Origin of the sequence: Pararhizobium arenae (assembly GCF_001931685.1) — a bacterium.
In the GTDB taxonomy this organism is placed as follows: domain Bacteria; phylum Pseudomonadota; class Alphaproteobacteria; order Rhizobiales; family Rhizobiaceae; genus Pararhizobium; species Pararhizobium arenae.
Map to the genome: position 1 here is coordinate 255,740 of NZ_MOOY01000002.1, position 23,198 is coordinate 278,937.

At 61.4% G+C, this 23,198-nt stretch carries 18 protein-coding genes; 10 read left to right on the forward strand and 8 right to left on the reverse strand.

Annotated elements, in window-relative coordinates; translation table 11 throughout:
• The first annotated feature begins 7 nt into the window (after positions 1-7).
• The 7 genes from BLX89_RS04610 to modC all read left to right on the forward strand — a co-directional run bounded on the left by BLX89_RS04610 (position 8) and on the right by modC (position 7,813).
• A complete protein-coding gene (locus tag BLX89_RS04610; protein ID WP_075289477.1) occupies positions 8-1,459 on the forward strand; it encodes an aldehyde dehydrogenase in 1,452 nt (483 codons plus the stop codon).
• A 390-nt stretch (positions 1,460-1,849) separates the two neighbouring features.
• Entirely contained in the window at positions 1,850-2,608 is a 759-nt protein-coding gene (locus tag BLX89_RS04615; protein WP_075289478.1) for an SDR family NAD(P)-dependent oxidoreductase, read from the forward strand.
• A gap of 17 nt (positions 2,609-2,625) precedes the next feature.
• Positions 2,626-4,332, forward strand: a complete 1,707-nt coding sequence (locus BLX89_RS04620; RefSeq protein ID WP_245292754.1) for a thiamine pyrophosphate-requiring protein — start codon at positions 2,626-2,628, stop codon at positions 4,330-4,332.
• A 14-nt stretch (positions 4,333-4,346) separates the two neighbouring features.
• Complete coding sequence (locus BLX89_RS04625) at positions 4,347-4,880, forward strand: 2,4'-dihydroxyacetophenone dioxygenase family protein (RefSeq protein ID WP_075289480.1); 534 nt, start codon at positions 4,347-4,349, stop codon at positions 4,878-4,880.
• 147 nt (positions 4,881-5,027) lie between these two features.
• Entirely contained in the window at positions 5,028-5,816 is a 789-nt protein-coding gene (gene modA, locus BLX89_RS04630; RefSeq protein ID WP_075289481.1) for a molybdate ABC transporter substrate-binding protein, read from the forward strand.
• Between the two features lie 225 nt (positions 5,817-6,041).
• Positions 6,042-6,743, forward strand: coding sequence for a molybdate ABC transporter permease subunit (modB, locus tag BLX89_RS04635; protein ID WP_075289482.1), 702 nt, complete (start codon positions 6,042-6,044; stop codon positions 6,741-6,743).
• Positions 6,740-7,813 (forward strand): molybdenum ABC transporter ATP-binding protein, encoded by a 1,074-nt coding sequence (gene modC / locus BLX89_RS04640; RefSeq protein ID WP_075289483.1) that lies wholly within the window; start codon positions 6,740-6,742, stop codon positions 7,811-7,813. Before modB ends, modC begins: the two co-directional genes overlap by 4 nt.
• On the opposite strand, the gene BLX89_RS04645 is transcribed toward modC, so the two are convergent.
• The 3 genes from BLX89_RS04645 to BLX89_RS04655 form a co-directional block, all read right to left on the reverse strand.
• Positions 7,814-8,179, reverse strand: coding sequence for a winged helix-turn-helix domain-containing protein (locus BLX89_RS04645; protein WP_075289832.1), 366 nt, complete (start codon positions 8,177-8,179; stop codon positions 7,814-7,816). It lies immediately after the preceding gene.
• Between the two features lie 77 nt (positions 8,180-8,256).
• Positions 8,257-10,239: an adenylate/guanylate cyclase domain-containing protein gene (locus tag BLX89_RS04650; protein ID WP_075289484.1), complete on the reverse strand. Its 1,983-nt coding sequence runs from the start codon at positions 10,237-10,239 to the stop codon at positions 8,257-8,259.
• Between the two features lie 105 nt (positions 10,240-10,344).
• Positions 10,345-12,363: a mechanosensitive ion channel family protein gene (locus tag BLX89_RS04655; protein WP_075289485.1), complete on the reverse strand. Its 2,019-nt coding sequence runs from the start codon at positions 12,361-12,363 to the stop codon at positions 10,345-10,347.
• 220 nt (positions 12,364-12,583) lie between these two features.
• Between BLX89_RS04655 and BLX89_RS04660 the strand changes: the two genes are divergently transcribed.
• Together BLX89_RS04660 and BLX89_RS04665 are read left to right on the forward strand one after the other, a co-directional pair.
• Positions 12,584-13,669 carry a glycosyltransferase family 4 protein gene (locus BLX89_RS04660; RefSeq protein WP_075289486.1) on the forward strand — a complete coding sequence of 362 codons (1,086 nt, stop codon included), beginning with the start codon at positions 12,584-12,586 and terminating at the stop codon, positions 13,667-13,669.
• Positions 13,669-14,412 (forward strand): polysaccharide deacetylase family protein, encoded by a 744-nt coding sequence (locus tag BLX89_RS04665; RefSeq protein ID WP_075289487.1) that lies wholly within the window; start codon positions 13,669-13,671, stop codon positions 14,410-14,412. Before BLX89_RS04660 ends, BLX89_RS04665 begins: the two co-directional genes overlap by 1 nt.
• Before the next feature lies 1 nt (position 14,413).
• Here BLX89_RS04665 and BLX89_RS04670 read toward each other — a convergent pair whose 3' ends face one another.
• Positions 14,414-15,244: an MBL fold metallo-hydrolase gene (locus BLX89_RS04670; protein WP_075289488.1), complete on the reverse strand. Its 831-nt coding sequence runs from the start codon at positions 15,242-15,244 to the stop codon at positions 14,414-14,416.
• 222 nt (positions 15,245-15,466) lie between these two features.
• On the opposite strand from BLX89_RS04670, the gene BLX89_RS04675 reads away from it, so the two are divergent.
• Complete coding sequence (locus tag BLX89_RS04675; protein WP_075289489.1) at positions 15,467-17,236, forward strand: metallophosphoesterase family protein; 1,770 nt, start codon at positions 15,467-15,469, stop codon at positions 17,234-17,236.
• A 12-nt stretch (positions 17,237-17,248) separates the two neighbouring features.
• Here BLX89_RS04675 and BLX89_RS04680 read toward each other — a convergent pair whose 3' ends face one another.
• The 4 genes from BLX89_RS04680 to BLX89_RS04695 form a co-directional block, all read right to left on the reverse strand.
• On the reverse strand, positions 17,249-17,710 hold the full coding sequence (locus tag BLX89_RS04680; RefSeq protein WP_075289490.1) for a cyclic nucleotide-binding domain-containing protein: 462 nt from the start codon (positions 17,708-17,710) through the stop codon (positions 17,249-17,251).
• A 110-nt stretch (positions 17,711-17,820) separates the two neighbouring features.
• Positions 17,821-20,538 carry an ABC transporter transmembrane domain-containing protein gene (locus BLX89_RS04685; RefSeq protein ID WP_075289491.1) on the reverse strand — a complete coding sequence of 906 codons (2,718 nt, stop codon included), beginning with the start codon at positions 20,536-20,538 and terminating at the stop codon, positions 17,821-17,823.
• Between the two features lie 233 nt (positions 20,539-20,771).
• Complete coding sequence (locus BLX89_RS04690; protein WP_075289833.1) at positions 20,772-21,950, reverse strand: glycosyltransferase family protein; 1,179 nt, start codon at positions 21,948-21,950, stop codon at positions 20,772-20,774.
• Complete coding sequence (locus BLX89_RS04695) at positions 21,950-23,191, reverse strand: glycosyltransferase family 4 protein (protein ID WP_075289492.1); 1,242 nt, start codon at positions 23,189-23,191, stop codon at positions 21,950-21,952. The genes BLX89_RS04690 and BLX89_RS04695 overlap by 1 nt, the downstream gene beginning before the upstream one ends.
• Positions 23,192-23,198 lie beyond the last annotated feature (7 nt).

A 23,198-nucleotide genomic window follows, 5' to 3' on the forward strand; every position in this document is an offset into this window, starting at 1 on the left:
GAAACCCATGAACATGCTGGGATTGAAGATCAACAATGCGGAAGTCGAAGCGGTCGATGGCCGGACATTCGAACGGCTGAACCCGATTTCCGGCGAGGTGGCATCCACGGTGGCGGCAGCCTCCGTCGAGGATGCCCGCGAGGCAGCCAATGCCGCTGCCAAGGCATTTCCCGGCTGGGCTGCGACCGGTCCCGGCGCGCGCCGCAAGCTGCTGCTCGCCGCTGCCGACAAGCTGCAGGAAAAGGCGCCGCAATTCGTGGAAGCCATGGCGGCGGAAACCGGCGCGACGGCCGGCTGGGCGATGTTCAATGTCGGGCTCGCCGCCGACATGCTGCGGGAGGCCGCATCGCTGACGACGCAGATCGCCGGCGAGGTGATCCCGTCCAATCGTCCCGGCAGCCTTGCCATGGCGGTGCGCCAGCCGGCGGGTGTGGTGCTGTCGGTCGCGCCGTGGAATGCGCCGGTCATTCTCGGCGTCCGGTCGCTGGCGACGCCGCTTGCCTGCGGCAACACGGTCGTCATGAAGACCTCGGAAATCTGCCCGCGCACCCATCGCCTGATCGTCGATGCGCTGCATGAGGCGGGGCTGCCGGAAGGCGTGCTGAATGCCGTTTCCAACGCGCCGGAAGATGCGGGTGCGATTGTCGAGGCGTTGATTGCACACCCCGCCATCCGCCGTGTCAATTTCACCGGCTCGACCCGTGTCGGCCGCATCATCGCCGAGACGGCGGGGCGTTATCTGAAACCGGCGCTGCTGGAACTCGGCGGTAAGGCGCCGTTCGTGGTGCTGGATGATGCCGAGATCGACGAGGCCGTCGCGGCGGCTGCCTTCGGGGCTTACATGAACCAGGGACAGATCTGCATGTCGACGGAGCGTATCGTCGTGGATGACAAGATCGCCGATCGCTTTGTCGAGGCGCTGGCTACCAAGGTCAAGACGCTGAAGGCCGGCGATCCGCGCAAGGGCGATACGCCACTCGGCTCGGTGGTCGATGCGACGGCGGCGCAGCGGATCGATGCCTTGGTGCGCGACGCCGTTGCCAAGGGCGCGGTGCTGGCGGCCGGCGGTGGCGCGAGCGGCACGATCGTCGATGCGACGCTGCTCGACCGGGTGACGCCGGCCATGCGGATCTACGGCGAGGAAAGCTTTGGTCCGGTGGCTTCCGTCGTGCGCGTCGGCTCGGTGGATGAGGCGGTTCGCGTCGCCAACGATACAGAATATGGCCTGTCGGCTGCCGTTTTCGGCAGGGATGTGAACCGTGCCATGGCGGTTGCCCGCCGTATCGAATCCGGCATTTGCCACATCAACGGGCCGACCGTGCATGACGAGGCGCAGATGCCCTTCGGTGGCGTGAAGGATTCCGGCTACGGCCGCTTCGGTGGCAAGGCTGGTATCGCGGAGTTTACCGAGTTGCGCTGGATCACCATTCAGGACGGTCATCTGCACTATCCGATCTGAGGTAGTCCCTTCTCCCCGACGGGGAGAAGGTGGCCCGAAGGGCCGGATGAGGGGGCGGCTGGCTCTGAGCTTGCCGCGAAGACCCCCTCATCGCCTCGCAGGCTCGGCACTTCTCCCCGCTGGGGAGAAGAGGGAGTGCACGATCGTCCCCTCTCCCCGCAAGCGGGGAGAGGGCTAGGGTGAGGGGCTTTGCTTCGGCTTGTGGGGACGTCGGGCCACAGCCCCTCATCCGCCCTTCGGGCACCTTCTCCGCGCAGGCGGCGAGAAGGACCAAACCATAACTGCAGGGAGGGAGGGCGGTCTGGTGGCGTTGGCCACGGGCTGCTCCCTGCAGGAACCCTCTCTCCTCGTGGTGGAGAGAGGGTCATCATTCAAGCTGGAGGAGAAAGCATGCAGGCACTTGCCGGCAAGGTCTGTGTCATTACCGGTGGTGCCGGCAGTCTGGGACTGGCGGCGGCGCGAATGTTTATCGAAGAGGGTGCGCGTGTCGTGCTGGTCGATCTGTCGCTTGCGACGCTGGAAGAGGCGAGCCGTGGATTGCCGGGCGAACAGGTGATCCTAGTCGCAGCGGACGTCTCGTCTGCCGAGGAGACTGAGCGTTATGTGCGCCTTGCGGTGGAACGCTTCGGCGCCATCGACGTGCTGTTTTCCAATGCAGGCAATTTCGGCGCCGTGGCGCCGATTGCGAACTATCCGCTTGATATCTTCGATGCCGTGCAGGCGGTGCATGTGCGCGGCGCGTTTCTGGCCGCGAAATATGCGGTGCCGCACATGCGGGATGGCGGCAGCATCGTCATCACATCGTCGGTTGCCGCGACGCGCGGGGATGCCGGGGTCTATGCCTATATCACCGCAAAACATGCGCAGGTGGGGCTGATGCGCTGCCTTGCCAAAGAGCTCGCGCCGCGCCGTATCCGCGTCAACACAGTCCATCCCGGCCCGATCGATAACGGCTTTCAGCTGGCGGTGGAACAGGGGCTGGGTGAGGCGATCGGGGCCGATGGCACGGAGTTTTTCAACCAGCTTATTCCGCTCGGGCGCCATGGCAAGCCGGAGGAGATTGCCCGCTCCGTTCTTTATCTCGCCTCCGATCAATCGAGCTTCGTCACCGGCACAACGCTGATGGTCGATGGCGGCATGAGCTGCTGATGAAGGAGGAAAAACACATGGATGGCCGATCCGAAACGAAGACGATGACCGCCGGCGGCGCGTTGCTTGCCCGGATGAAGGCTGTGGGCATCGACTATATCTTTGCCAACTCCGGCACGGATTTTCCGCCGATCATTGAAGGTCTGGCGGAAGCTGAGGCCAAGCAGGTGCCGTTGCCGGAAACGGTGATCATTCCGCATGAGAGCGCCGCCATGGGCATGGCCCACGGCTATTATCTGGCGACGGGGCGGATGCAGGCTGTCATGGCGCACACCAATGTCGGCCTTGCCAATTGCGCCATCGGCGCGATCAACGCCGCGACCGAGCATATTCCGGTGCTGCTGTTTTCCGGCCGCACGCCGGTCACGGAAAAGGGACGCTTCGGCTCCCGCACGGTGCCGATCGGCTGGGGGCAGGAGATGCGCGATCAGGCGGCACTCGTGCGCGAAGCGGTGAAATGGGATGACGAACTGCGCTTTCCCGAGCATGTCGGGCCGATGGTGGATCGCGCCAGCGCCATCGCCCGGTCTACGCCGCGTGGGCCAGTGTATATGAGCCTGCCGCGCGAGGTTCTGTGCCAGCCATGCCCGGTGGAGGGGCTCGATCGCCCCGCCACCATGGCGCCGGCCGTGCATGTGCCGGACCCGGTGGCGATTGCTGAGGCAGCGCGTATCCTGTCGAGTGCGGAAAACCCGGTGATCTTCGCGCAGCATGGGGCGGGATCGGCAGAAGGCTTTGCGGCCCTGTCGGCACTGGCGGAACAATGGGGTATTCCGGTCTGCCAGTATTGGGCGGTGCAATTGGCTATCCCGACTGATCATCCGATGGCCGCGGCAGCCGATCCGAAGCCGCTCTTGGCAAAGGCGGATGCTATCCTCGTCATCGATGCGCTGGCGCCGTGGTCGCCGGATATTCATGCGTTGCGGGACGGTTGCAAGGTCATCCAGCTTGGGCAGGATCCGTTGTTTGCGCGTTCTCCGGTGCGCTATTTCCCCTCCGATGTGACGATTGCCTGCGATATCGCCGATGGTGTGATTGCGCTGAAGGCGGCGATGGACGGGATCGGCAAGACGTCTGCGGCTTTCCGCCGGAGCGAGGTTGCAGCGACGAACAGGGTGGCGCGGGCGGAGACGCTGCGCAAGGCGGAGGCCGGCTGCGGCGAGCCGATGAGCAAGGAATGGGTGAGCCTGACGCTTTCCCGCGCCATTGCCGGCCGCGAGGCGACGGTGCTGTCAGAGCTTGGCTGCCTGCTGGCGCCGATGACGCTCTCCCATCATCGCGCCTGGTATCAGGAGCCGCATTCGGGTGGTCTCGGCTGGTCGTTTCCGGCGGCGCTCGGCATGCAGCTTGCGGATCGGAACCGTCTCGTCGTCGCGACGATGGGGGATGGCTCCTACATTTTTTCGAACCCCGCCGCCTGCCACCAGATTGCCGAGGCGATGGTGCTGCCTATCCTCATCGTGATCGTCAACAATGCCGAGTGGGGGGCAGTGCGCCAGTCGGTCGTCGGGCTTTATCCGGATGGTTACGCGGCCAAGGCGAACCGCGTGCCGCTGACCTCGCTGACGCCGGTTCCCGATTTTACTAAAATCGCCGAGGCGAGCCGCGCCTATGCCGCGACCGTCACCCGCGGCGAGGATCTTGCGTCGGCGCTGGAGCAGGCGCTTCGCCATATCCACGAGAAGAAGACGTTGGCATTGCTTGATGTCCGCGTCAGAGCATAACGAGGAGGAAACGCATGCCCGAACTTGCCAAGAACGAATTCTGGAAAGACCTGCAGCCGATCACCAAGGTCTTCCAGCCCGATGCGCTGCCGGAGGTCTACCTGCAGAATGCGCCGACGGAGGATGAGCGCTATTACGTGCCCTTCACCGAGACCGTTTCTTCCCGGCCGCTCTGGATTTCCCCGACGCAGAACAAGTGGTGTGATATCCTGATGGCCAAGAAGGCGGGGCTGGTGAACCGCCATTACCATCCGCACGAAGTCTTTGCCTACACGATCTCCGGCAAGTGGGGCTATCTGGAGCATGACTGGACAGCGACGGCCGGCGATTTCGTTTATGAAACGCCGGGCGAGGGGCATACGCTGGTTGCCTATGAACACGAGCAGCCGATGAAGGTGTTCTTTCAGGTCAAAGGGCCACTGATCTGGCTCGACGACAAGGGCGAGCCGAATGGCTTCTTCGACGTGCACAACTATATCGCCCTCTGTCGCGACCATTACGACAAGGTCGGGCTGGGGCGGGAGTATGTGGAAAAGCTGTTCCGTTAGGCGGGTTTAAGCCGGGATGCGAGCCGCGCACTTCGTTGCGCGGCTTTCTTTTTCCTGGCAATGTATTTCATTGAACATAACGCTAGTCATCCCCTCCGCTTCGCTATATCCATGCGGATATCTCGATCAAACCGGAGAGACTATTCCATGATATCTAATCTGTTCGGCAGGCTGACGAAGGTTGCCGTCGCGGTCGCCGTTGCCGGCTTCACCGCCATTGCCAGCCCGGCCATGGCCGATGACGCGATCACCGTCTTTGCTGCCGCCAGCCTCAAGAATGCGCTCGATGCGGCCAATGCCGAATACACCAAGGAAAGCGCCAAGCAGACGACCGTTTCCTATGCGGCGTCTTCGGCGCTCGCCAAGCAGATCGAATCCGGCGCGCCGGCTGACCTCTTCATCTCCGCCGACCTCGCCTGGATGGATTACGTCGCCGAGAAGAAGCTGATCAAGGACGATACCCGCTCCAACCTGCTCGGCAACCGCATCGTGCTCGTTGCACCGAAGGATGCGGCCAAGCCCGTCGAGATCAAAGAAGGCTTTGATCTGGCCGGTCTCGTTGGCGATGGCAAGCTTGCCATGGGTGCCGTCGATTCCGTTCCGGCCGGCAAGTACGGCAAGGCGGCGCTGGAAAAGCTTGGCGTCTGGGCCTCGGTCGAGGGCAAGGTTGCCGGCGCTGAGAGCGTTCGTGCCGCACTGGCGCTCGTCTCGCGCGGTGAAGCACCCTATGGCATCGTCTACCAGACGGATGCGGCTGCCGATCCGGGCGTTGCCGTTGTCGGTACTTTCCCGGAAGAGAGCCATCCGACGATCATCTATCCGGTTGCCATTCTGTCTGAATCCAAGAATGCCGATGCGGCTGCCTATCTCGAATTTCTGAAGTCTGACAAGGCCTCGGCCTTCTTCACCGCGCAGGGCTTCACGATCTTGAAATAGCCTTTACAAAGGACGGCATACTCTGTCGTCCCCTCTCCCCGCGGGCGGGGAGAGGGCTAGGGTGAGGGGCAGGCCTTGGTTGAGCGGAATGGGAGTGGCCCCTCATCCGGCCTGTCGGCCACCTTCTCCCCGCAGGCGGGGAGAAGGGACAAGCGGCGAATTTTCGACTGATCGCTTCCGCTGATGATGTAATCGCATTGGGGCTTACATTTACGAGGTAACGCATTGGACTGGCTGGCATTGAGCGATGAGGAATGGACGGCGATCCATTTGAGCCTGCGGATTTCGACCGTTGCCATGATTGCCAGCCTGCCTTTCGGCATCCTCGTTGCCATGGCGCTCGCGCGGGGACGGTTCTGGGGCAAGTCGCTCCTGAACGGCATTGTGCATCTGCCGCTGATCCTGCCGCCGGTCGTCACCGGTTTTCTTCTGCTTCTGGTGTTCGGTCGGCGCGGTCCGGTCGGTTCGTTTCTGGCGGACTGGTTCGGCATCGTGCTCTCCTTCCGCTGGACGGGGGCAGCGCTTGCCTGCGCCGTCATGGGCTTTCCGCTGATGGTGCGGTCGATCCGGCTGTCGATCGAGGCTGTCGATCGCAAGCTGGAGGAGGCGGCCGGCACGCTGGGCGCATCGCCGCTCTGGGTGTTTGCGACCGTCACCCTGCCGCTGATCCTGCCGGGCGTGATTGCCGGCATGATCCTGTCTTTCGCCAAGGCGATGGGCGAGTTCGGCGCGACCATCACCTTCGTTTCCAACATTCCCGGCGAAACACAAACGCTTTCGGCGGCGATCTACACCTTTACGCAGGTCCCGGGCGGCGATCTCGGGGCGATGCGGCTCACCATCGTCGCCATCGTCATTTCCATGGCAGCGCTGCTGGCTTCCGAGTTTATGGCGCGTCATGTCGGGCGAAGGATCGAGGTCGAATGAGCCTGATCGTTTCCGCACGTCATCGTCTGGGCGCGTTCTCGCTGGAAGCGTCCTTTACCTCCGAGCGAGTGGTAACCGCGCTGTTCGGGCGTTCGGGGTCAGGAAAGACCTCGCTCTTGCGCATCATAGCGGGGCTGACGGCACCGCATGAGGGCAAGGTTTCCCTTGATGGCGATGTGCTGGTCGATACGGTTCAACGCCGCTTTGTGCCCTGCCATCGCCGGCGTTTCGGTTATGTTTTTCAGGAAGCACGGCTGTTTCCGCATCTTACGGTGCGTAAAAACCTCGGATACGGCCGATGGTTCGCACCGAAAGCAGCGCAGGCTGATGATTTTGCGCGGGTTGTCGATCTGCTCGGTATCGAGACGCTTCTCGAACGCTGCCCGTCCAATCTCTCCGGCGGCGAGAAACAGCGGGTCGCCATCGGCCGGGCACTTCTTTCCAGCCCGCGGCTTCTGTTGATGGACGAGCCGCTTGCGGCGCTGGATGACGAGCGCAAGGCGGAGATATTGCCCTACCTGGAGCGGTTGCGCGACGAGACACGCGTGCCGATCGTCTACGTGAGCCATTCCGTAGCGGAGGTTGCGCGGCTTGCCGATCATGTGGTCGTCATGGAGGCCGGCAGGGTGAAGGCCTTCGGAACCACGGCGGATATTCTAGGCGACAATTCTGTGTCGATTGCAGCCGAGCGGCGGGAAACAGGGGCATTGCTGGAGGGCACGATACGGGCTGTCGATGAGGTTCGCGGGCTGACGACGGTGGCACTGACGAGTGCGACATTGCTGATCCCGGGGCGTCATGCGGTCGGTAAGCCGGTGCGTGTTCATATCCCTGCGCGCGATGTCATGCTGGCGACGAAGAAGCCGGAAGGTATCAGTGCGCTTAATATTCTTGAGGGAAAAATCGCGGGCATGACCGGCGGTGGCGCCGATGCGGTGGATGTTCTGGTCGCTTGCGGCGGTGATATGATCCAGTCGCGCATCACCCGCTTTTCGGCCGAACGGCTGGAACTTTCGATCGGCATGCCGGTCTATGCCATCATCAAGACGGTCTCCTTCGAGCGGCCCTGATCAGTCCTCGGAGGGCGGGCTGCGATGTGCTTCCAGCCAATCGAAATCCGGGCGGATTGCCGCGAGCGTGTTTTTTTCCATCGTTCGAAAGCGGCTCAAGAGCTCTTCGCCGAAAGGTGTGAGCTGCGCGCCACCGCCCTGCTTTCCGCCGCGCTGGGAGGATACGACGGCCTCGCGGAACATGCCGTTCAGTTCCTCGATCAGCAGCCATGCCCGACGGTAGGACATGTCCATCGCCCGGCCTGCGGCTGAAATCGAGCCTGTGGCCCTGATGTGTTCCAGCAGTTCGATCTTGCCATGACCAAGCCGGTGCTCTCCGGGAAACTGGATGCGCAGGATAGGACGCAGCGTGCTGCTATCGGACATGGGACCTTCCGGTTCGATGGTTTTGCCGCCGAGATATAACACGGTGCCTTCCGCGGGCCATCGTTATCTCTGGATGATCACAGGGTATCGCGCACCGTTTTATCGAGGGAGAGTGATATCGTTGGCGCGGTGTCGAGATCGAAAAGCTCGTAGATTTCGATGGGCTCCATGCGGCCTTTTGCCTGCACGTCGCCGAGGCTGCGAAAGCCGAAAGCGTCTCCCGCTTTCGCCTTGATGTTGCCGCTGGCGATGATCGTCGTGCCGAACTGCTTGTTGATGCCTTCGAGACGGGATGCGACATTCACCGTATCGCCCATCGCCGTGTACTGCCGCCGCGAATGGGCGCCGACACTGCCGACCACCGCGGGACCGGTGTGGAGGCCGAAGCGGGTGACAAGTTCGGGGCGTCCTGCCGCGCGGTTTTCCCGGTTCAGATCGTCGATCCGCGTCTTGAGCGCCAACGCGCAGCGACAACCATCGGCCACATGATCGGGATCGACCGTCGGCGCATTCCACATGCCGAAGATGGAATCCCCGAGATACTGTATGATCACGCCATTATGCGCCTCGACCGTCTCGTTCATCAGCTCGAAATAAACGCTCAGCATATCGACGATTTCCTCCGGGGAATGCTGTTCGGAAATCGTGGTGAAATCCCTGATATCGGTAAACAAGACGGTGACGTCCTGTCGTGTCGCCTTGCTGGCCACGGCCTGCCCGGACGCGATGATCCGTCGCACCAGTTCGCGCGGCACATAGAGCGCGAAGGATTTCATCGCTTCGCTGGCCGAAGCAAGCGAGGCGCTGAGCATGTTGATTTCCAGCACGCGCGAATGAACCTTCTCGAATCCGCTGAATTCGAGATCGCCCATGCGCCGCGCGTTGCCGGCAAGTGAGAACAGGGCGTCGCTGATCAACCGGGCAATCAGCAGGGCGGCCAATATTCCCGCGGCCAGAAAGGCAAGCGCAACGAGCAGGGTTTTTCGCAGCAGCGCTTCGTTCTCACCGGTGAAATCGCTGAGCGGGGCGGTGATGACGATCGTGTTGCCGCGCATCATGCCGGAAAAAGACACCGCGGATATCTGCGCGACATAGTCGATGCCGTTCATCGAATAGCGCACGATCTTGCCGTCCGTCGAGCTCGAACTCCAGTCGAGACGTTTGACCGCATCCAGAACCGGATCCCGGATCGCCACCAGATCCTTGGCGATTTTCGAGGGCGTGGAGAGAAGTGTCAGCAGTTTTTCCATCTCGCCGGGGTCGGAATGCACGATCAGGTTTTTCTCGGCATCGAAAACGTAGCCGCGTGCGTTGCTGGAGACCATATCCTTCGCAAGCAGCTTGCTGACGGTCTGCAGAAGCACATCGACGCCGACAATAACCTCGGGGTTTTTCTGCATGGGCATGGCGAGGGTAAGCGCGAGCGCGTTCGTTGTCGCGGTGGCGTAAGGACCCACCGAAACCGGCCCGGCTTCGCTCCGCGCGGCGCGGTACCAGGGGCGTCGGCGTGGATCATAGGCGGAATCCTCGATCCGTCTTTGATCTATCGGGTTGCTGTTCGCATCGTAGAATACCCAGAAAGCCAGGGTTCCGGTCGACTGGCGAACGACCGTGCGCATGGCAAGCGCTGCGTTTTGCGGCGCGGAAAGGCGCTCCGCCCAGGCGGGGTTATCATCCATGTTGACTGTCTGGATAAAGCTGCCGTCCGGGTAGCCGAGATAGAGGCCGTCAATGGTGGGGGAGCTCTGGAGCACTTTCAGCATGAATTCGCGCTTCGCGTTCAGTTCCGCGGGCGGCGCAGACAACATCGGCTGCAGCACGGAGGTCGCGCTGATGGCGGTATAGCCGTTGTTGAACACGCTTTCGTAGCGATCGATCGTGCGGCGGGCGAGCGCTTTCATCTGCTTCTCGCCGGCTTCCAGCGCAGATGTGCTTCCCTGCTGATAGGTGAGCCAGATGATGGGGATGGAGATTGCGACGAGCAGGGTAACGATGATGATGCTGAGGTGAAAGCGCAGCGGCCGAACGAATGACGTGCCCGTGCTCTTGCTCTCCGTCACCTCTCTCTCCCTCACGCTCGTCTTCCCCTTGCATTTTCGTCATGTGGAGTTCTCGTGCCTTGTCCTCTCCCCCTCAGGTGCGGTTTCTTTCAGCTCTCCATTGCCTCATGCACCGCCTGCGGGTGGCTGCGCGGCTTCCGTCGCCATCTGGTGGTTTCTAAGAGCGGCAGCCGCAACGGCCGGATCAACCTTTTCATCGCCACCGACCTGAACGGTCGGCTGGGCAAATTCGATGCCGTTTTCCTTGAAGGCCTGGCGGATCATGGCGTAAGCCTTGCGGCGTACCATGGTCTGCGTGCCGGGTTTGGCGGCAAAGGCAAAGCTGACTTCTATGCCGAAATCGCCGATCTGTTCCACGCCCTTCATCTTCAGCGGCTCGATGATCATCGGCCCGAATTCCGGATCTTCCATCAGGGCCACACCGAGCTTCTTGGTGAGCTTGCGCGCCTTTTCCATATCGGTGTCGAATTTTACCCTAAAGCGGAATTTGTCGATGACCCAGTCGCGGCTCATGTTCTGGACCGCGCCAAGCTCGCCGAAAGGCACGGTGAAGACCGGGCCGCGATGGTGACGCAACCGGATCGAACGCAGGCTGAAGGATTCGACTGTGCCTTTGTAGCTGCCGCTCTGGATGTACTCGCCAACGCGGAAGGCGTCATCCATGAGGTAGAAGACACCGCTGACGATATCCTTAACGAGGGTTTGCGAGCCGAAACCGATCGCGACCCCGAAGACGCCGGCGCCGGCGATCAGCGGGCCGATCGCAACGCCCAATTCGGAGAGCACCATCAGTCCGGTCGTCACGAGAACCAAAGCAGCAAGGGCATTGCGAAAGATCGGCAAAAGCGTACGCAGACGGCTGCTGCGAGCGATTTCGGCGGCAGGCAGGTTCTGATCGGCGGCCGCGCTCTGCAGCTTGCGGTCGATGAAGCTTTTGGCCAGCTCCCAGCAGAGATCGGCCAGAAGCAGGATGACAACGCTTTTGAACAGCCCGCTGACGATCGTATCCAGCGTTGCATTGCGCTCGACGAGATCGTTGGGGTCGTAGCGCCAGATGAAGGCGAGCCATGCGACCGCCAAGCCGATCACAACGGCGCGGGCGCCGCGCGAGATCAAAACCACGCGGGGGCTGTTGGCGGGCTCATCCTGCCACCGGCTTTTGACAAAAGCATGCGTCATGCGATCGATGGCCGGCAGCACGCGCGGCAGCACCACGGCGAAAATACCCAGCCAGAACAATCCCTGGAAATCGAAGACCCACAGCAGCCACAGGGCAACCAGAGCGACCGTCCTGAATATTTTCTGGCGCAGGTTCGCAGCATTCTCATCGCTCTGGGGACGCCAGACCGTCGAGATGGCGATTGCAAGCAGGATGAGGGAAATGACGATCGAAATGGCGATCCGCACGTCCGGATCAAGCCCTAGTTTGGGGCCGAGCGCCGAGAGAACCATGCCGAAGAGAAGAACGCCGGTAAACAGCATCACCCGGCGATAAACCGGCACCCCTGAAGCACCTGTTGCCAGCGCCAGTCTGCCGATGCCGAGAACGATCCGAAAGACGAAAACTGCGAGAAGCGAAAACAACACAACGGGGCGCACGAGCGGCGGCCAATGCACGGCGAGAAAAATGATGGAAGCCGTCACGATGAAAACGATGGTCGGTGCCGCTTCGAGCAACAGTTTGTTGACGACGGCGCTTTCGAAATGCGCACGACGACTGATCCGCTTGAAAATCCATTCGATTGCGAGCCCGACGATAACAATGGCGGCGAGCAGAAATAGGGGAGGCGCAAAGCCGCTGCTGCTGGCATCGGCTCTCACGCGGGTTGTCGCCGCGGCAATTTCGCCCGGGATAAGCGGCACGGCTGCCGTCAACGCCGCAAAGCGGCTTCGGACGCGGGCTTCGAAATCCTCGATATCCTGGGTTTGCACGGACGCGGGCGTTTGCACTTGCGCCTGCTGCTGACCTGCAACCCAGCTGCGGATTTCGGGGTCATCCAGAAGTTTCATCAACTCCGAGAGTTTTTCCGGCGGCGGCGCGGCTGCGGCCTGGGAGTATGCTGTTGATACGCCCATAGCCAGCATGCAGAAAGCCAGTAGAAGAGTCGAAAACACATGACGCATGACTGTACCCCCTGCAACAAACAGACATCGCTAAACGATGATGGCCCCCCGCGATATCAATGCACAGACTGGCGCCTCACTCCAAGAGGCAAAAGTACAACCGATCGTTTTTTCAGGGCTTTTACTCGATGATGCATGCAACCAACGGGCGTCTGGAGGAAGCACCCGTATCCGATGAAATCGATTCCGCATGCACCGTTTATGCGCTAGACGTCGTGCCATGAAGATCGCCTTTTATGCGCCGCTTAAGTCTCCGCGTCATCCTGTTCCCTCCGGTGACAGGCTGATGGCACGGCTGTTGATGGCGGCTCTCGAAATGGCAGGCCATGAGGTGGACGTAGCGTCGGAACTTCGGACCTTCTCGAAGGAGCCCCGCAAACTCGATGACGATGCTGCGGCGCAGGCCGAGATCGACCGCTTGAGGAAGGCATGGGCGAGGGACGGCAAGCCCGATGTCTGGTTTACATACCATCCCTATTACAAGGCGCCTGACCTGATCGGCCCCCATCTGGCCCGCGTCGCGGGCTTGGCCTATATCACGGCCGAGGCCTCCTATGCGCCGCGACGGGACAAAAGCGGTTGGGCGTCGTCACAGGCGCACCTGCTGGCCGGGTTGGAGCAAGCCGCGGTCAATATCTGCATGACCGAACGCGACCGCATCGGTCTCGAAGCTGCTTTGCCGCAGGCTCGCTTTGCAAGGCTGCTTCCCTTTATCGATGCGACTTCTTTTCTTGCCGAAGCTCCGAAGCCTGAAGCCGGGCGGCTTGTCTGTGTTGCGATGATGCGGCCCGGTGACAAGCTTGACAGTTTCCGGATGCTCGCCGGCGCCCTGTCACGGCTTGAGGATCTGCCGTGGCGTCTATCCGTCATAGGGGACGGCGACGCGGCTTTCGAGGTCAAGGCGGCTTTTTCGACGCTTCCTGCGAGCCGTGTCGAATGGCTGGGAGAGCGCAAGCCTGAGGAGATTGCATTCCTGCTTTCTCGATCCGCTCTGTATGTGTGGCCCGGCTGCGGAGAGGCTTACGGACTGGCCTATCTGGAAGCGCAGGCTGCCGGCCTTCCGATCGTAGCCCAGTCCACTGCGGGTGTGCCCGAGGTGGTCGAGCAGGCAAAGACCGGCTTGCTGACACCTGCCGGCGACATCGAAGCCTATGCGGCGGCGATTGCCCGGCTGCTTCGGGACGGCGCGTTAAGGCAGGAAATGGCCGCCGCAGCGCGCGATTTCGTGAGCAATGAGCGATCCATCGGCCGCGCTTCGCAAACGTTGGCGCAGATTTTCGCGACCTATGTGGGGAGAGGGCGCTGATGGTCAGTTCCGTTTTTCGTCCCCTGCTGCAAGCGCTTGATCGCTTGGCGGAAACGGGGAAAACCGCGTCCTTCTGGCTACGGGACGATGATGCGGTGAAGCCGACGGCTGCGCTTGATCGCTTCTTCAATGTAACCACGCGACATGCCGTACCCAATACGCTGGCGGTTATTCCGGCTGGCACGGACGCCCAGCTTGCCGACCGGCTGGCGGGCGAAGCCGGCGTTTCTGTTGCCGTTCATGGATGGTCGCACACCAATCACGCGACGCCTGACGACAAGAAGCAGGAACTTGGAGCGCATCGTCCGGCGGATGTGGTTCTGGAGGAGCTGTCCCGTGGTTTCCGGTTGTTGAGCGATCTGCATGGACAGCGTTTTGTGCCGTTGCTGGTGCCGCCATGGAACCGGATCGATGCGGCTCTCGTGCCGCGGTTATCCGGTCTCGGCTTCAAGGCGCTTTCCGTCTACGGGCGTGAAAAGCAGGCCGCAATACCGCTGATAAACACCCACATCGACGTGATGGACTGGCATGGCACGCGCGGGGGGCGCGACGCGGACGCATTGGTGGAGGAAATCGTTGCACGGCTGGCCGTGATGTCGGAGCACGGTGGCGCGATGGGACTTCTGACGCATCATCTGGTGCACGACGAGACAGTCTGGTCTTTTATGGAGGTGCTGTTCGAGGCGACGGCAGGGCATCCCGGCTGCCGCTGGGTTTCCATCACCGAACTCATGCCGAGCTAACTCAAACGTCTATGATCTGACCGTCCCTTGCGACGAACGTGCCAGGAAACTGGGCCTTGGCAGCCATATCGATCGCATTCAGGGCGCTGTCGGTGCGCAGCGGCGAATGATGGATGCAGGCGATGCGCTTGGCGTTTGCTGACTTTGCAAGCCGGACCGCCTGCTGCCAGGACGAATGCCCATACCCGACATGGCGTGCCATCTCGTCATCGGTGTAGGTGCAGTCATAGATGAAGAGATCGCAATTCTCGATAAGCTCGAGGACAATCGGGTCAAGCGTTCCCGGATGATGTTCTGTATCGGTGATCATCGCGACGGCGCGACCACCCCATTCGACACGGTAGCCGATTGCGCCGCCCGGATGGAAAAGCTTGCCCGTCTTGATCGACACATCGGCATAGGGCTCAAGAACGTCGCCAGCGCGAAAATCCCGGGCGTTGAGCGAGGCCCGACAGATATCCGGCTCCACAGGAAACCAAGGCGGGCGCATGAATTCGCCGATGATCTGGCGCGTGGACATGCGGCCGGCCATGTGCCCCGACCAGAGCGTAACGGTCGCATGCGGATCAAAAAGAGCGGAGAAATAAGGCAGGCCGATGATGTGGTCGTAGTGGCAATGGCTGAAAAAGAGATTGAAATCGTTGACGCCTTCCTGCCGGAGCGTCTGCCCGGCGGGCATCAGGCCCGAGCCTGCGTCGAAAAGCAGGCGGTGCTGCCCCACCTGCATTTCAATGCAGATCGTGTTGCCGCCATATTGCTGGAACTCGGCCCCCGATACGGGCAGGCTGCCACGCACGCCCCAGAACCGTACCCGAAATACGTTTTCGTTCACTCTTTCGCCCCAGTCACGGTCGCTTGCGCAACCCGGCTGCAACTTCTCTTGCGAAGTCTCGTCGTCATCCCCGAGCGGGTTCCCTTCGCTCCGGCCTCATTTCCGCCATGTTATCCAAACCCCCAAGGTTAAGCGAGACTGAAATTCGCTTTTTCTTTCCATATATGGCACAGACCACGGGAAAAGAATCCGCCACAAAATCAATGACGGAAAAGCCGCCGTATGCCGCCTTCCCAGACAGTCCATGCCACTCCTCGTCTTGCCATCTTAGCAGACGCACATTTCCACGATCTTTACGGCGACTATGGGATTAAGGGTGTTCCTGGTAGTGATGGGCGACGGATGAGTGTCCGATTGCTGTCGGATACGGTCAAATCCACGCGCGTCTTCAACGAGAGCTACGCTGCACTGAAGCACGCGCTCGATGATATTGCTGCTGAGGGCATTCGTGACGTCGTCCTGCTTGGCGATTACTCCGACGACGGGCAGCGGGAGACCTTACGCAACGTACGGCGCCTTCTGGAAGACTATGAAGCGAGGCTAGGGCTGCGGTTTTATGCGACTGTCGGCAACCACGATATTTTTGCTGCAACGGGGCGGCACCGGACAAAGAAGTTCCTGTCCGAAAACGGCCGTTACAGTCTTGCGACCAGCGATCCCGCCACAAGAGATCCATCGGCGTTCGAGATTGCCGTCAGCGAGGCGATGTCCTGTCCCGGCTATCCCGACGGCCTGAGCGAAATGGCGGCCTTCGGCTTTTTCCCGCGGGGCGACGAGCTTTATTGGGAGACGCCGTTTGGCAGCGATGCGGCCGTTGAGGCACGGTGCTACGACGTGTATTCCCCCGATGGCACGATTTCGCGCCGGCTGATGGATGCCTCCTATCTCGTGGAGCCGACGGACGGTATCTGGCTGGCGATGATCGATGCCAATGTGTTTGCGCCTGTCGATGGTATTGCGCCCGGCGCGCCGGGGGACTTTGCCGACAGCACCGGCGCAGGCTGGAACGGCATGCTCCGCCACAAGGCTTTCGTGTTCGAGTGGCTGGCTGACGTGTCCCGAAGAGCCCAGCAGGAGGGCAAATGTCTGCTGGCATTTTCGCACTATCCGGTACTCGACCCCCTAGATGGAACAGCTACGGATGAACGGCACCTTTTGGGCGAAACGCCGATGGTCGGACGTATCCCCACGCCCGCAGTGGCCGAAAAGCTGATGAAGGCCGGTGTAAACCTGCATTTCAGCGGGCATCTGCATGTCAACGATACCGCGCGGGTGAAAAATGAGGGCGGGCGTTATCTCGTCAACATCGCCGTTCCGGCATTGGTGGCCTTTCCCTGCGCTTACAAGGCGCTGAGCGTTTTCGAGGACCGTTTCGAGATAGAGACGCGGCAGATCGGCGATATGCCGCTCGATCCCGATCTCGGCCGGTTTTACGACCGGGAAGTCGCAGCCTCAGGTCTGCAGGTTGCCGCGCTGAGGGACGCACGGTCCTATGGCACTTTCCTTCATGCGCATCTTGGACATCTCGTTGGCCGCCGCCATCTGAAGAGGGAATGGCCAAGGCCGCTTGCGGAGATGCTGCGTACGACGAGCCTTGCGGATATCACCCTGCTTTCGCAGGTCGCGCATACGGTGGGGCTGCGCGAGATAGCGGGTGCGGTTGAGCGTACAGACAGGCGAAACCTGGACAGCGACGTTCAGGCGCTCGCGGACGCCTGCCGTGATCGCGGCATGACCGCGCTCGATTTCCTGCGGGACTGGTATCGGCTGCGCATGGCAAGCGAACTGGCCCTGCCGTGGATCGCGCCCGAGACGATGGAAATCTACGGGCGTATCAGTGCGCTGTATGGCGCGACGTCCTGGGAGAAACGCAGCGCCCAGTGGAAGATCGCCCGGCTGTTTTCAATGTTCGAGCGCTACAGATCGGGCCTGCCATCCGACAGGTTTTCTATCGACCGCACCAGCGGCGCGGTCTCGGATCGACGAAAATAAAGATGCGTAGGGTCAGTCGGCCTTGCGGGCGCGGCTGCGGGCTTCCGTGAGTTCGCTGGTCGTGTGGCTGAGGCGATCGGCCAGCACGCGCATGATCTCGATGGTGATTTCGGGGAAATCCGTCAGCAGCTTGAGGAAGTGATCCTTGCGGATGCGCAGGGCTTCCAGTGCCGTCGTGGTCTTCACGGTCGCGGTACGCGACACGTCGCAGAGAATGGCGATCTCGCCCACGATCGAGTTGGTTTCGACCTCGGCGATCTTGATCGGACCCGTCGAGGATTCGACAATGATATCCGCCTTTCCGGCCAGCACCACATAGGCGGCATCGCCGGTATCGCCCTGTTGGAAGATGGCTTCGCCGGGATCGTAGCTAACACGATCCGAGGTAAAGGCGAGCAACTTCAGCTTTCCGGGCTCGACACCGGCGAAAAGCGGAACTCTCCGCAACATCTGGACTTCGTCTTTCAACAGCATTTCAGTTTACCTATTCCCCGTTTGCGCCTGTCGGTTCCCGGATTTTTCTTTTCGGTGAACCGCCATTTTACGCCTGCGTGAGGCCGCACGCATGGCCTTTTTTTCTTACACTATGATGACACAAGCTCCTTGAACACCCCGTTCTTTTCCTTCAGGGCTTCAGGCGCGCCATCTTCCACCAGAAGACCGCGATCGAACACGAGAACCCGGTCGAAAAGGCTGGTCAGAGACGTGTTCGACAGCACCCAGATCAGGGCCGGCTTACGGCCATCCCTGCGCAGCAGCTTCATGGCATCGCGCACGATCTCGTCCTGCAGGCGATGATCGAGGCCGGGCAGGGGCTTGTTGAAGATGTAATAATCCGAGCGTCGCACCAGAGCGCGGGCAAGATTGAGCTTCTGCCGCTGGACAGCCGTCAGACGCTTGCCGCCGGCGCCGACATTGAAGTCCGCGCCGATATGCATCACGTCGTCCAGCAGGCCCATGGTGTTGAGAAGCGAGCTGACGATCGAGCGGATGCGCTTGGAGCCGTCGGCATGCTTCTGGCTGATGCGGCCGAAGAGAACGTTGTCCAGGAGATTGGACGACGCCATATAGCGTTCCGGATCGTAGCGCTCGATCGATCCCTCCATCTCCTTCGGCAGCCCGTCATAGAACTGGCGGCGGACATCAACGATCTTGGCCATCAGTTCGTTGGTCAGCAGACCGAAGCGGTGCCGGGGCTCGACATAGGCGAAGCTGAGCCGGATGATCGCCGAGCGTTCGTCCGAGTTCGCCTCGTCGAAGCCGCGACCTTTCAGCTTCTGCAGGATCGCCTGATAGGTCGGGATATCATCGGCCGTCATAAAGGTGAGCTGCTGAAAGAACGGGTGATCCGGCGGCAGGTCGGAGAAGAGTTCAACCGCGTTCTCGGCGATGCTGTAGCCCATGTCGAAGAGGATGCGGTCGAGCCCGCTGCCGCCCACGACGGAACGGAAATATTCGTTGCGGGCAATGGCCTTACCCATCAGGTTCGGATCGACGATCGTGCCGAAGAGCAGGTTCTCGCCCACCGTGGCCTCGACGTTGTAGGCGCCGGGCTCGAAAGGGACCACGAGGCCGCTGAGGCCGGCATCTTCCAGTTCGTCGCGAAGCGCATGACGCATCTCGACAATGCCGGTTGCAAGAACGGGATAGGCCTCCGGCTGTATGACCGTGCGCAGCGCTAGATCGAGGATATCTTTGGACAGCTGCACCGTGTCGAGCACTTCAAGCAGGCTCGGGAAAAGGTCGTCACGGCCAGTCGCGGACGCGGCGCGATAGTCGATCCAGTCGGCCTTCGTATCGTAGTCGGGATTGCCGGCGAGCCTTGCCTCGTTCACATCCCATTTGCGCTGCGTGCCTTCTGCGCCCTTGTAGTCCCGTTCGCCGAGCGGGGCGTGCTTGAGGCCGTAAAGAAGGTTGTCGCCGAGCGTGCCGTAGAAGAAATAGGCATCCGACGATACGTAGGAGATGCCGCGGCCGACGACCGATTCCGGCAGTTCGAGAATATCTTCTCCGCCGACGGTGATCTTGCCGGTTTCCGGCCATATCAAACGTGCGAAAGCTTCGGCAAGCACATCGCCGCCCGAACCCGCGCCTCCGATGATGGCAACGGTCTCGCCTGGCTGGATCTGCACGGACACGCGCTCGAGCAGACGGGCACCGCTGTCATCGGCCAGCGTCAGATTGACGGCGGCGAGCGGTGCCGGCATCGGACCGGTGTCCTTCGTGGCAAGGGCCTGGACCTTCGGATCGATGATCTTCTCGGCGCTGAACTGCTCCACCACCTGCACATATTTCACCTGAACGTCCTGACGGGTCTGATCCCAGTCGATCAGGTCCTTCAGCGGGCCGGGCAAATCCTTGTAGGCACTGATGACGGCGATCAGCTGACCGATGTCGAGCTGGCCCTGAAGCGCCAGATAGCCCCCGATGCAGTAGAACAGGAAGGGCGTGAGCTGGGCGAGGAAGTTATTGATGAATTTGACCAGAAACTTCCACTGGTAGAGGTCGTAGCGGATCTTGAAGATGCGACCGAGGCGTGAGGCGATATCGGCGCGTTCGTAGTTCGAAGTGTCATAGGCATGTATCGTGCCGATGCCTTCGACGATTTCGCTGACGCGGCCGGCGAGTTCGCGCGCGGTCAGCTGGCGCTCGCGGCCGAGCACGAGGAGGCGACGTCGCATGCGCGGGATGATCACAGCCTGCACGCCGACCATGAAGGCGGCAATCCAGCCCAGCCACATATTCTGCATGAAGATGAAGAACAGGGCCGTCAGCGCCTGGCCGCCGAGCAGCGCCGGCGAGACGAAGGCATCGCCGGTGAAACCGCCGAGCGGTTCGACCTCGTCCTTCACCATGCTGGAGACTTCGGCCCCCTTCATGCGTTTGAACTGCTGGGGCGGGAAACGCAGGATGCGGTCGACGAGTTCGAAACGAATGCGGCGCAGCAGGCGCTCGCCAAGGCGGCCCTTGTAGGTGTTGATATAGAACTTGAAGAGGCCGTTGATGATAACCAGCCCCAGGAAGACGAGGCTGAGCGCGAACAGCATCTGCATACGCGTCAGTTCAAGGCCGGAGAACAGCTCGACATTGCCGATCCAGGGCAGATCGAGATTGATGTTCATGAAGGTCTGGCGCGCGCCGGGCTGATCGAAACCATCACCCTGGATCGGTCCGTTGACGATCTGCTTGGGCAGATCGAAAGACAGGAAGTAAGGAATCATCGAAATGGCGACGACGAACAGAATCCAGAGCTGCTGGGCCCGGGTATGCTTCCAGATGTAGCGGGAGAGACGTTTTTCCATGGATGGCTTACAGAACCGAATGATGAGCGCAGACGGAGCCCTTGCAAACAGGGCGAAGCGCGAGGCCCGGAGCTTTTATATCGTGCGTGACATGAGATGGCGAAACGAAGGCGGCACTCGTGAACATCTGCTGTATCCCCCCACGCTTTAAGCGCACAGATTACAACAGCGAAATGACGAAGGCCACCCGCTTTAGGCTCTTCGGAAGACGAGCTTCCTGGTTGCTGTGGCAATCATATCGCAGCGCCCATTCCGTCGATGCCGCGCTCTTTCAGAAAATCAGCGATCATACGTGCGGTCTTGCGCGCGCCATCGAGATCAAGCCGCAATGGCGGAACATCCGGCGCCGAAAGCGCCCGGGAGATAGCATCCGTCATCGTGGCTTCCGAAAGCTCGGTTTCCGTCAGAACGGATGCCAAGCCGAGTTTCTGCAGGCGTTCGGCGCGCACCGTTTGCTCCGTTTCGCCGCCTGCGATGAAGGGGACAAACAGGGCGCGGCAGCGGGCGCGCAGGATATCGCAGACGGTGTTGTAGCCGGCCTGCGAGACGGAAAGTCGTGCGCCGCCCAGCAGGCTCGCGAAATCCTGACGGAAACGGAACACGCTGACATGGGCAGGGGCATCAGCGGTGATGGCTTCGAAATCCGGCTGCGGTAGGTTGGGGCCGGTGATCAGCGCCCAAGGCGCTTCGCCGCCGATCGCCTTCGCCGCACCGAGGGCGGCACGGATCAGCGCATTGCCGACAGCACCACCGCCGGCGGACACGATGACGTCATATTTTTCGGAGGGCGGCGAGGGCGGGGGCGCCGCGACGAGGCCGGTATAGACCACCTTGTCGAGAACATCCGCCGCCAGCCGGAAGGTGTCTTCAAGCCGTGCGAAGGTCGGATCGCCATGGACGAGGATTCGGTCAAAATGGTTTTGGACCAGCGCCACGGTCTCTTCGTCGCGGCCAGGCTTGGTGCGCTCCTGAAGGATATCGCGCAGCGATGAAAACAGAAGCGGCCTTGGATTGGAAGCTTCTATCGCATTGAGCAACGGCAGGAGTTCGAAGCGAACCTGGCGACGGCCGAAGGGAAAGGCTTCGATGATCACAACATCGGGTTCCATATCCCGATAGGCTGCGAGAAGCTTGTTCGTGCGGTCGTCCCGGAAGGCATCGTCAACAGGATTGCCGTGGATATCCGCCAGCCCCGAAAATCCGATGCCCGAAACGACGGCCGGCAGCGCGATGTGGCGAATGCCCGGTGCGGGAAAACCCTTGACCGGCGTGCCGCCGGAAACGACCGTCACATCGAGGCCCGCCTCGACGAGGGCCAGCGCGATGCGGCTGGCGCGGGCGATATGGCCTATGCCCAGAAGATGCTGGACGTAAAAGAGGATGCGGCCGGGGCCGGGACGGCGCGATGTCATCAGGCGGCCTTCCATTCGTTTTCGAACAAGCTTTTCAGCTGCCTGATGCTCGTATGGTGATCGAACTCGCTGCGAACCTTTGCCTCCGCGGCATCCCCCAACCGGCGACGCAGATCGGGATTGCGGATGGCCTCCTCCAGCGCCGCCGCGAGCGCCGTGGGGTCTTCGGGCGGCACGACGAAACCGTTTTCGCCGTCCGTCAGAAGCTCGGGAACGCCCGAAACGTCTGTGGAGACGCAGACCAGCCGCTGGCTCGACGCCTCGACCAGAACGTTCGGCAGGCCATCGCGATCGCCATCGGCCGCGATACGGCAGGCGAGCGCGAAAATATCGGACCTGCGGTAGCGTTCCAGCACGTCCTCCTGGGCAAGGGCACCGCGCCACTCTATGTTCTGCGAAATTCCGAGTTGCTCGGCCAGCGCCTTCAGAGATTTCTGCTGCTCGCCGGCGCCGATATGCTCGAAGCGCCAGTTGAGGTCCTTCGGCAGCAGCGCGAAGGCGCGCAGGAGCACATCGTAGCCCTTCTTCTTCACGGCGCGGCCGACACTGAGAATGGTCACGGGGCGGTTTGGGTCGCTGCCGTCTAACGTCGGACGTTCCCCCGCGAAGTGATCGAAACGGGCAAGATCGAGACCGTGATAGCTCAGATGCACATTCTGCTTGTCCGTCGAAAGCGAGCGCAGATGATCAAATCCCGTATGGGTGCAGGTCACGGTCCATCGGTTGCTGGCAAGCTTGCTCTCCAGCTCCCAGGCCGGCGAGGTCCAGATATCCTTGGCATGGGCGGAGCAGGTCCACGGCACGCCGTTGATGATGCTGGCATAGGCGGTCACCGAGGCAGGCGTATGGATGAAGTGGGCATGCAGCCATTCGCCTCCCGTCGGCCATTCGGCGGCCAGCACAACCGCCTGGCCAAACCGGCGGACGCGGTTGCGGCTGATGTCGCGGCGAAGATCCTTGAGGAAGGCGGAGAAGGCGGGCCTGAAACCCGGCTTGCGCCATGAAGCGACAAGTCCTTTAAGAACGCGGATAGGCTCCTCGTGCAGGTACTCCGGCAGGTACATCACCGGAGCGCGGATTTCATCATGGATCGGATGGCGCTTGGCATCCGTCGGCCGGCGCATCGACACGAGCGTCAGGTCGAAACCGGCTTTTTCCAGTCCCAGCAATTCCTGTGCGATGAAAGTTTCTGACAGGCGCGGATAGCCCTTGAGGACCACGATGATCTTGCGGGGACGCATAATCTGA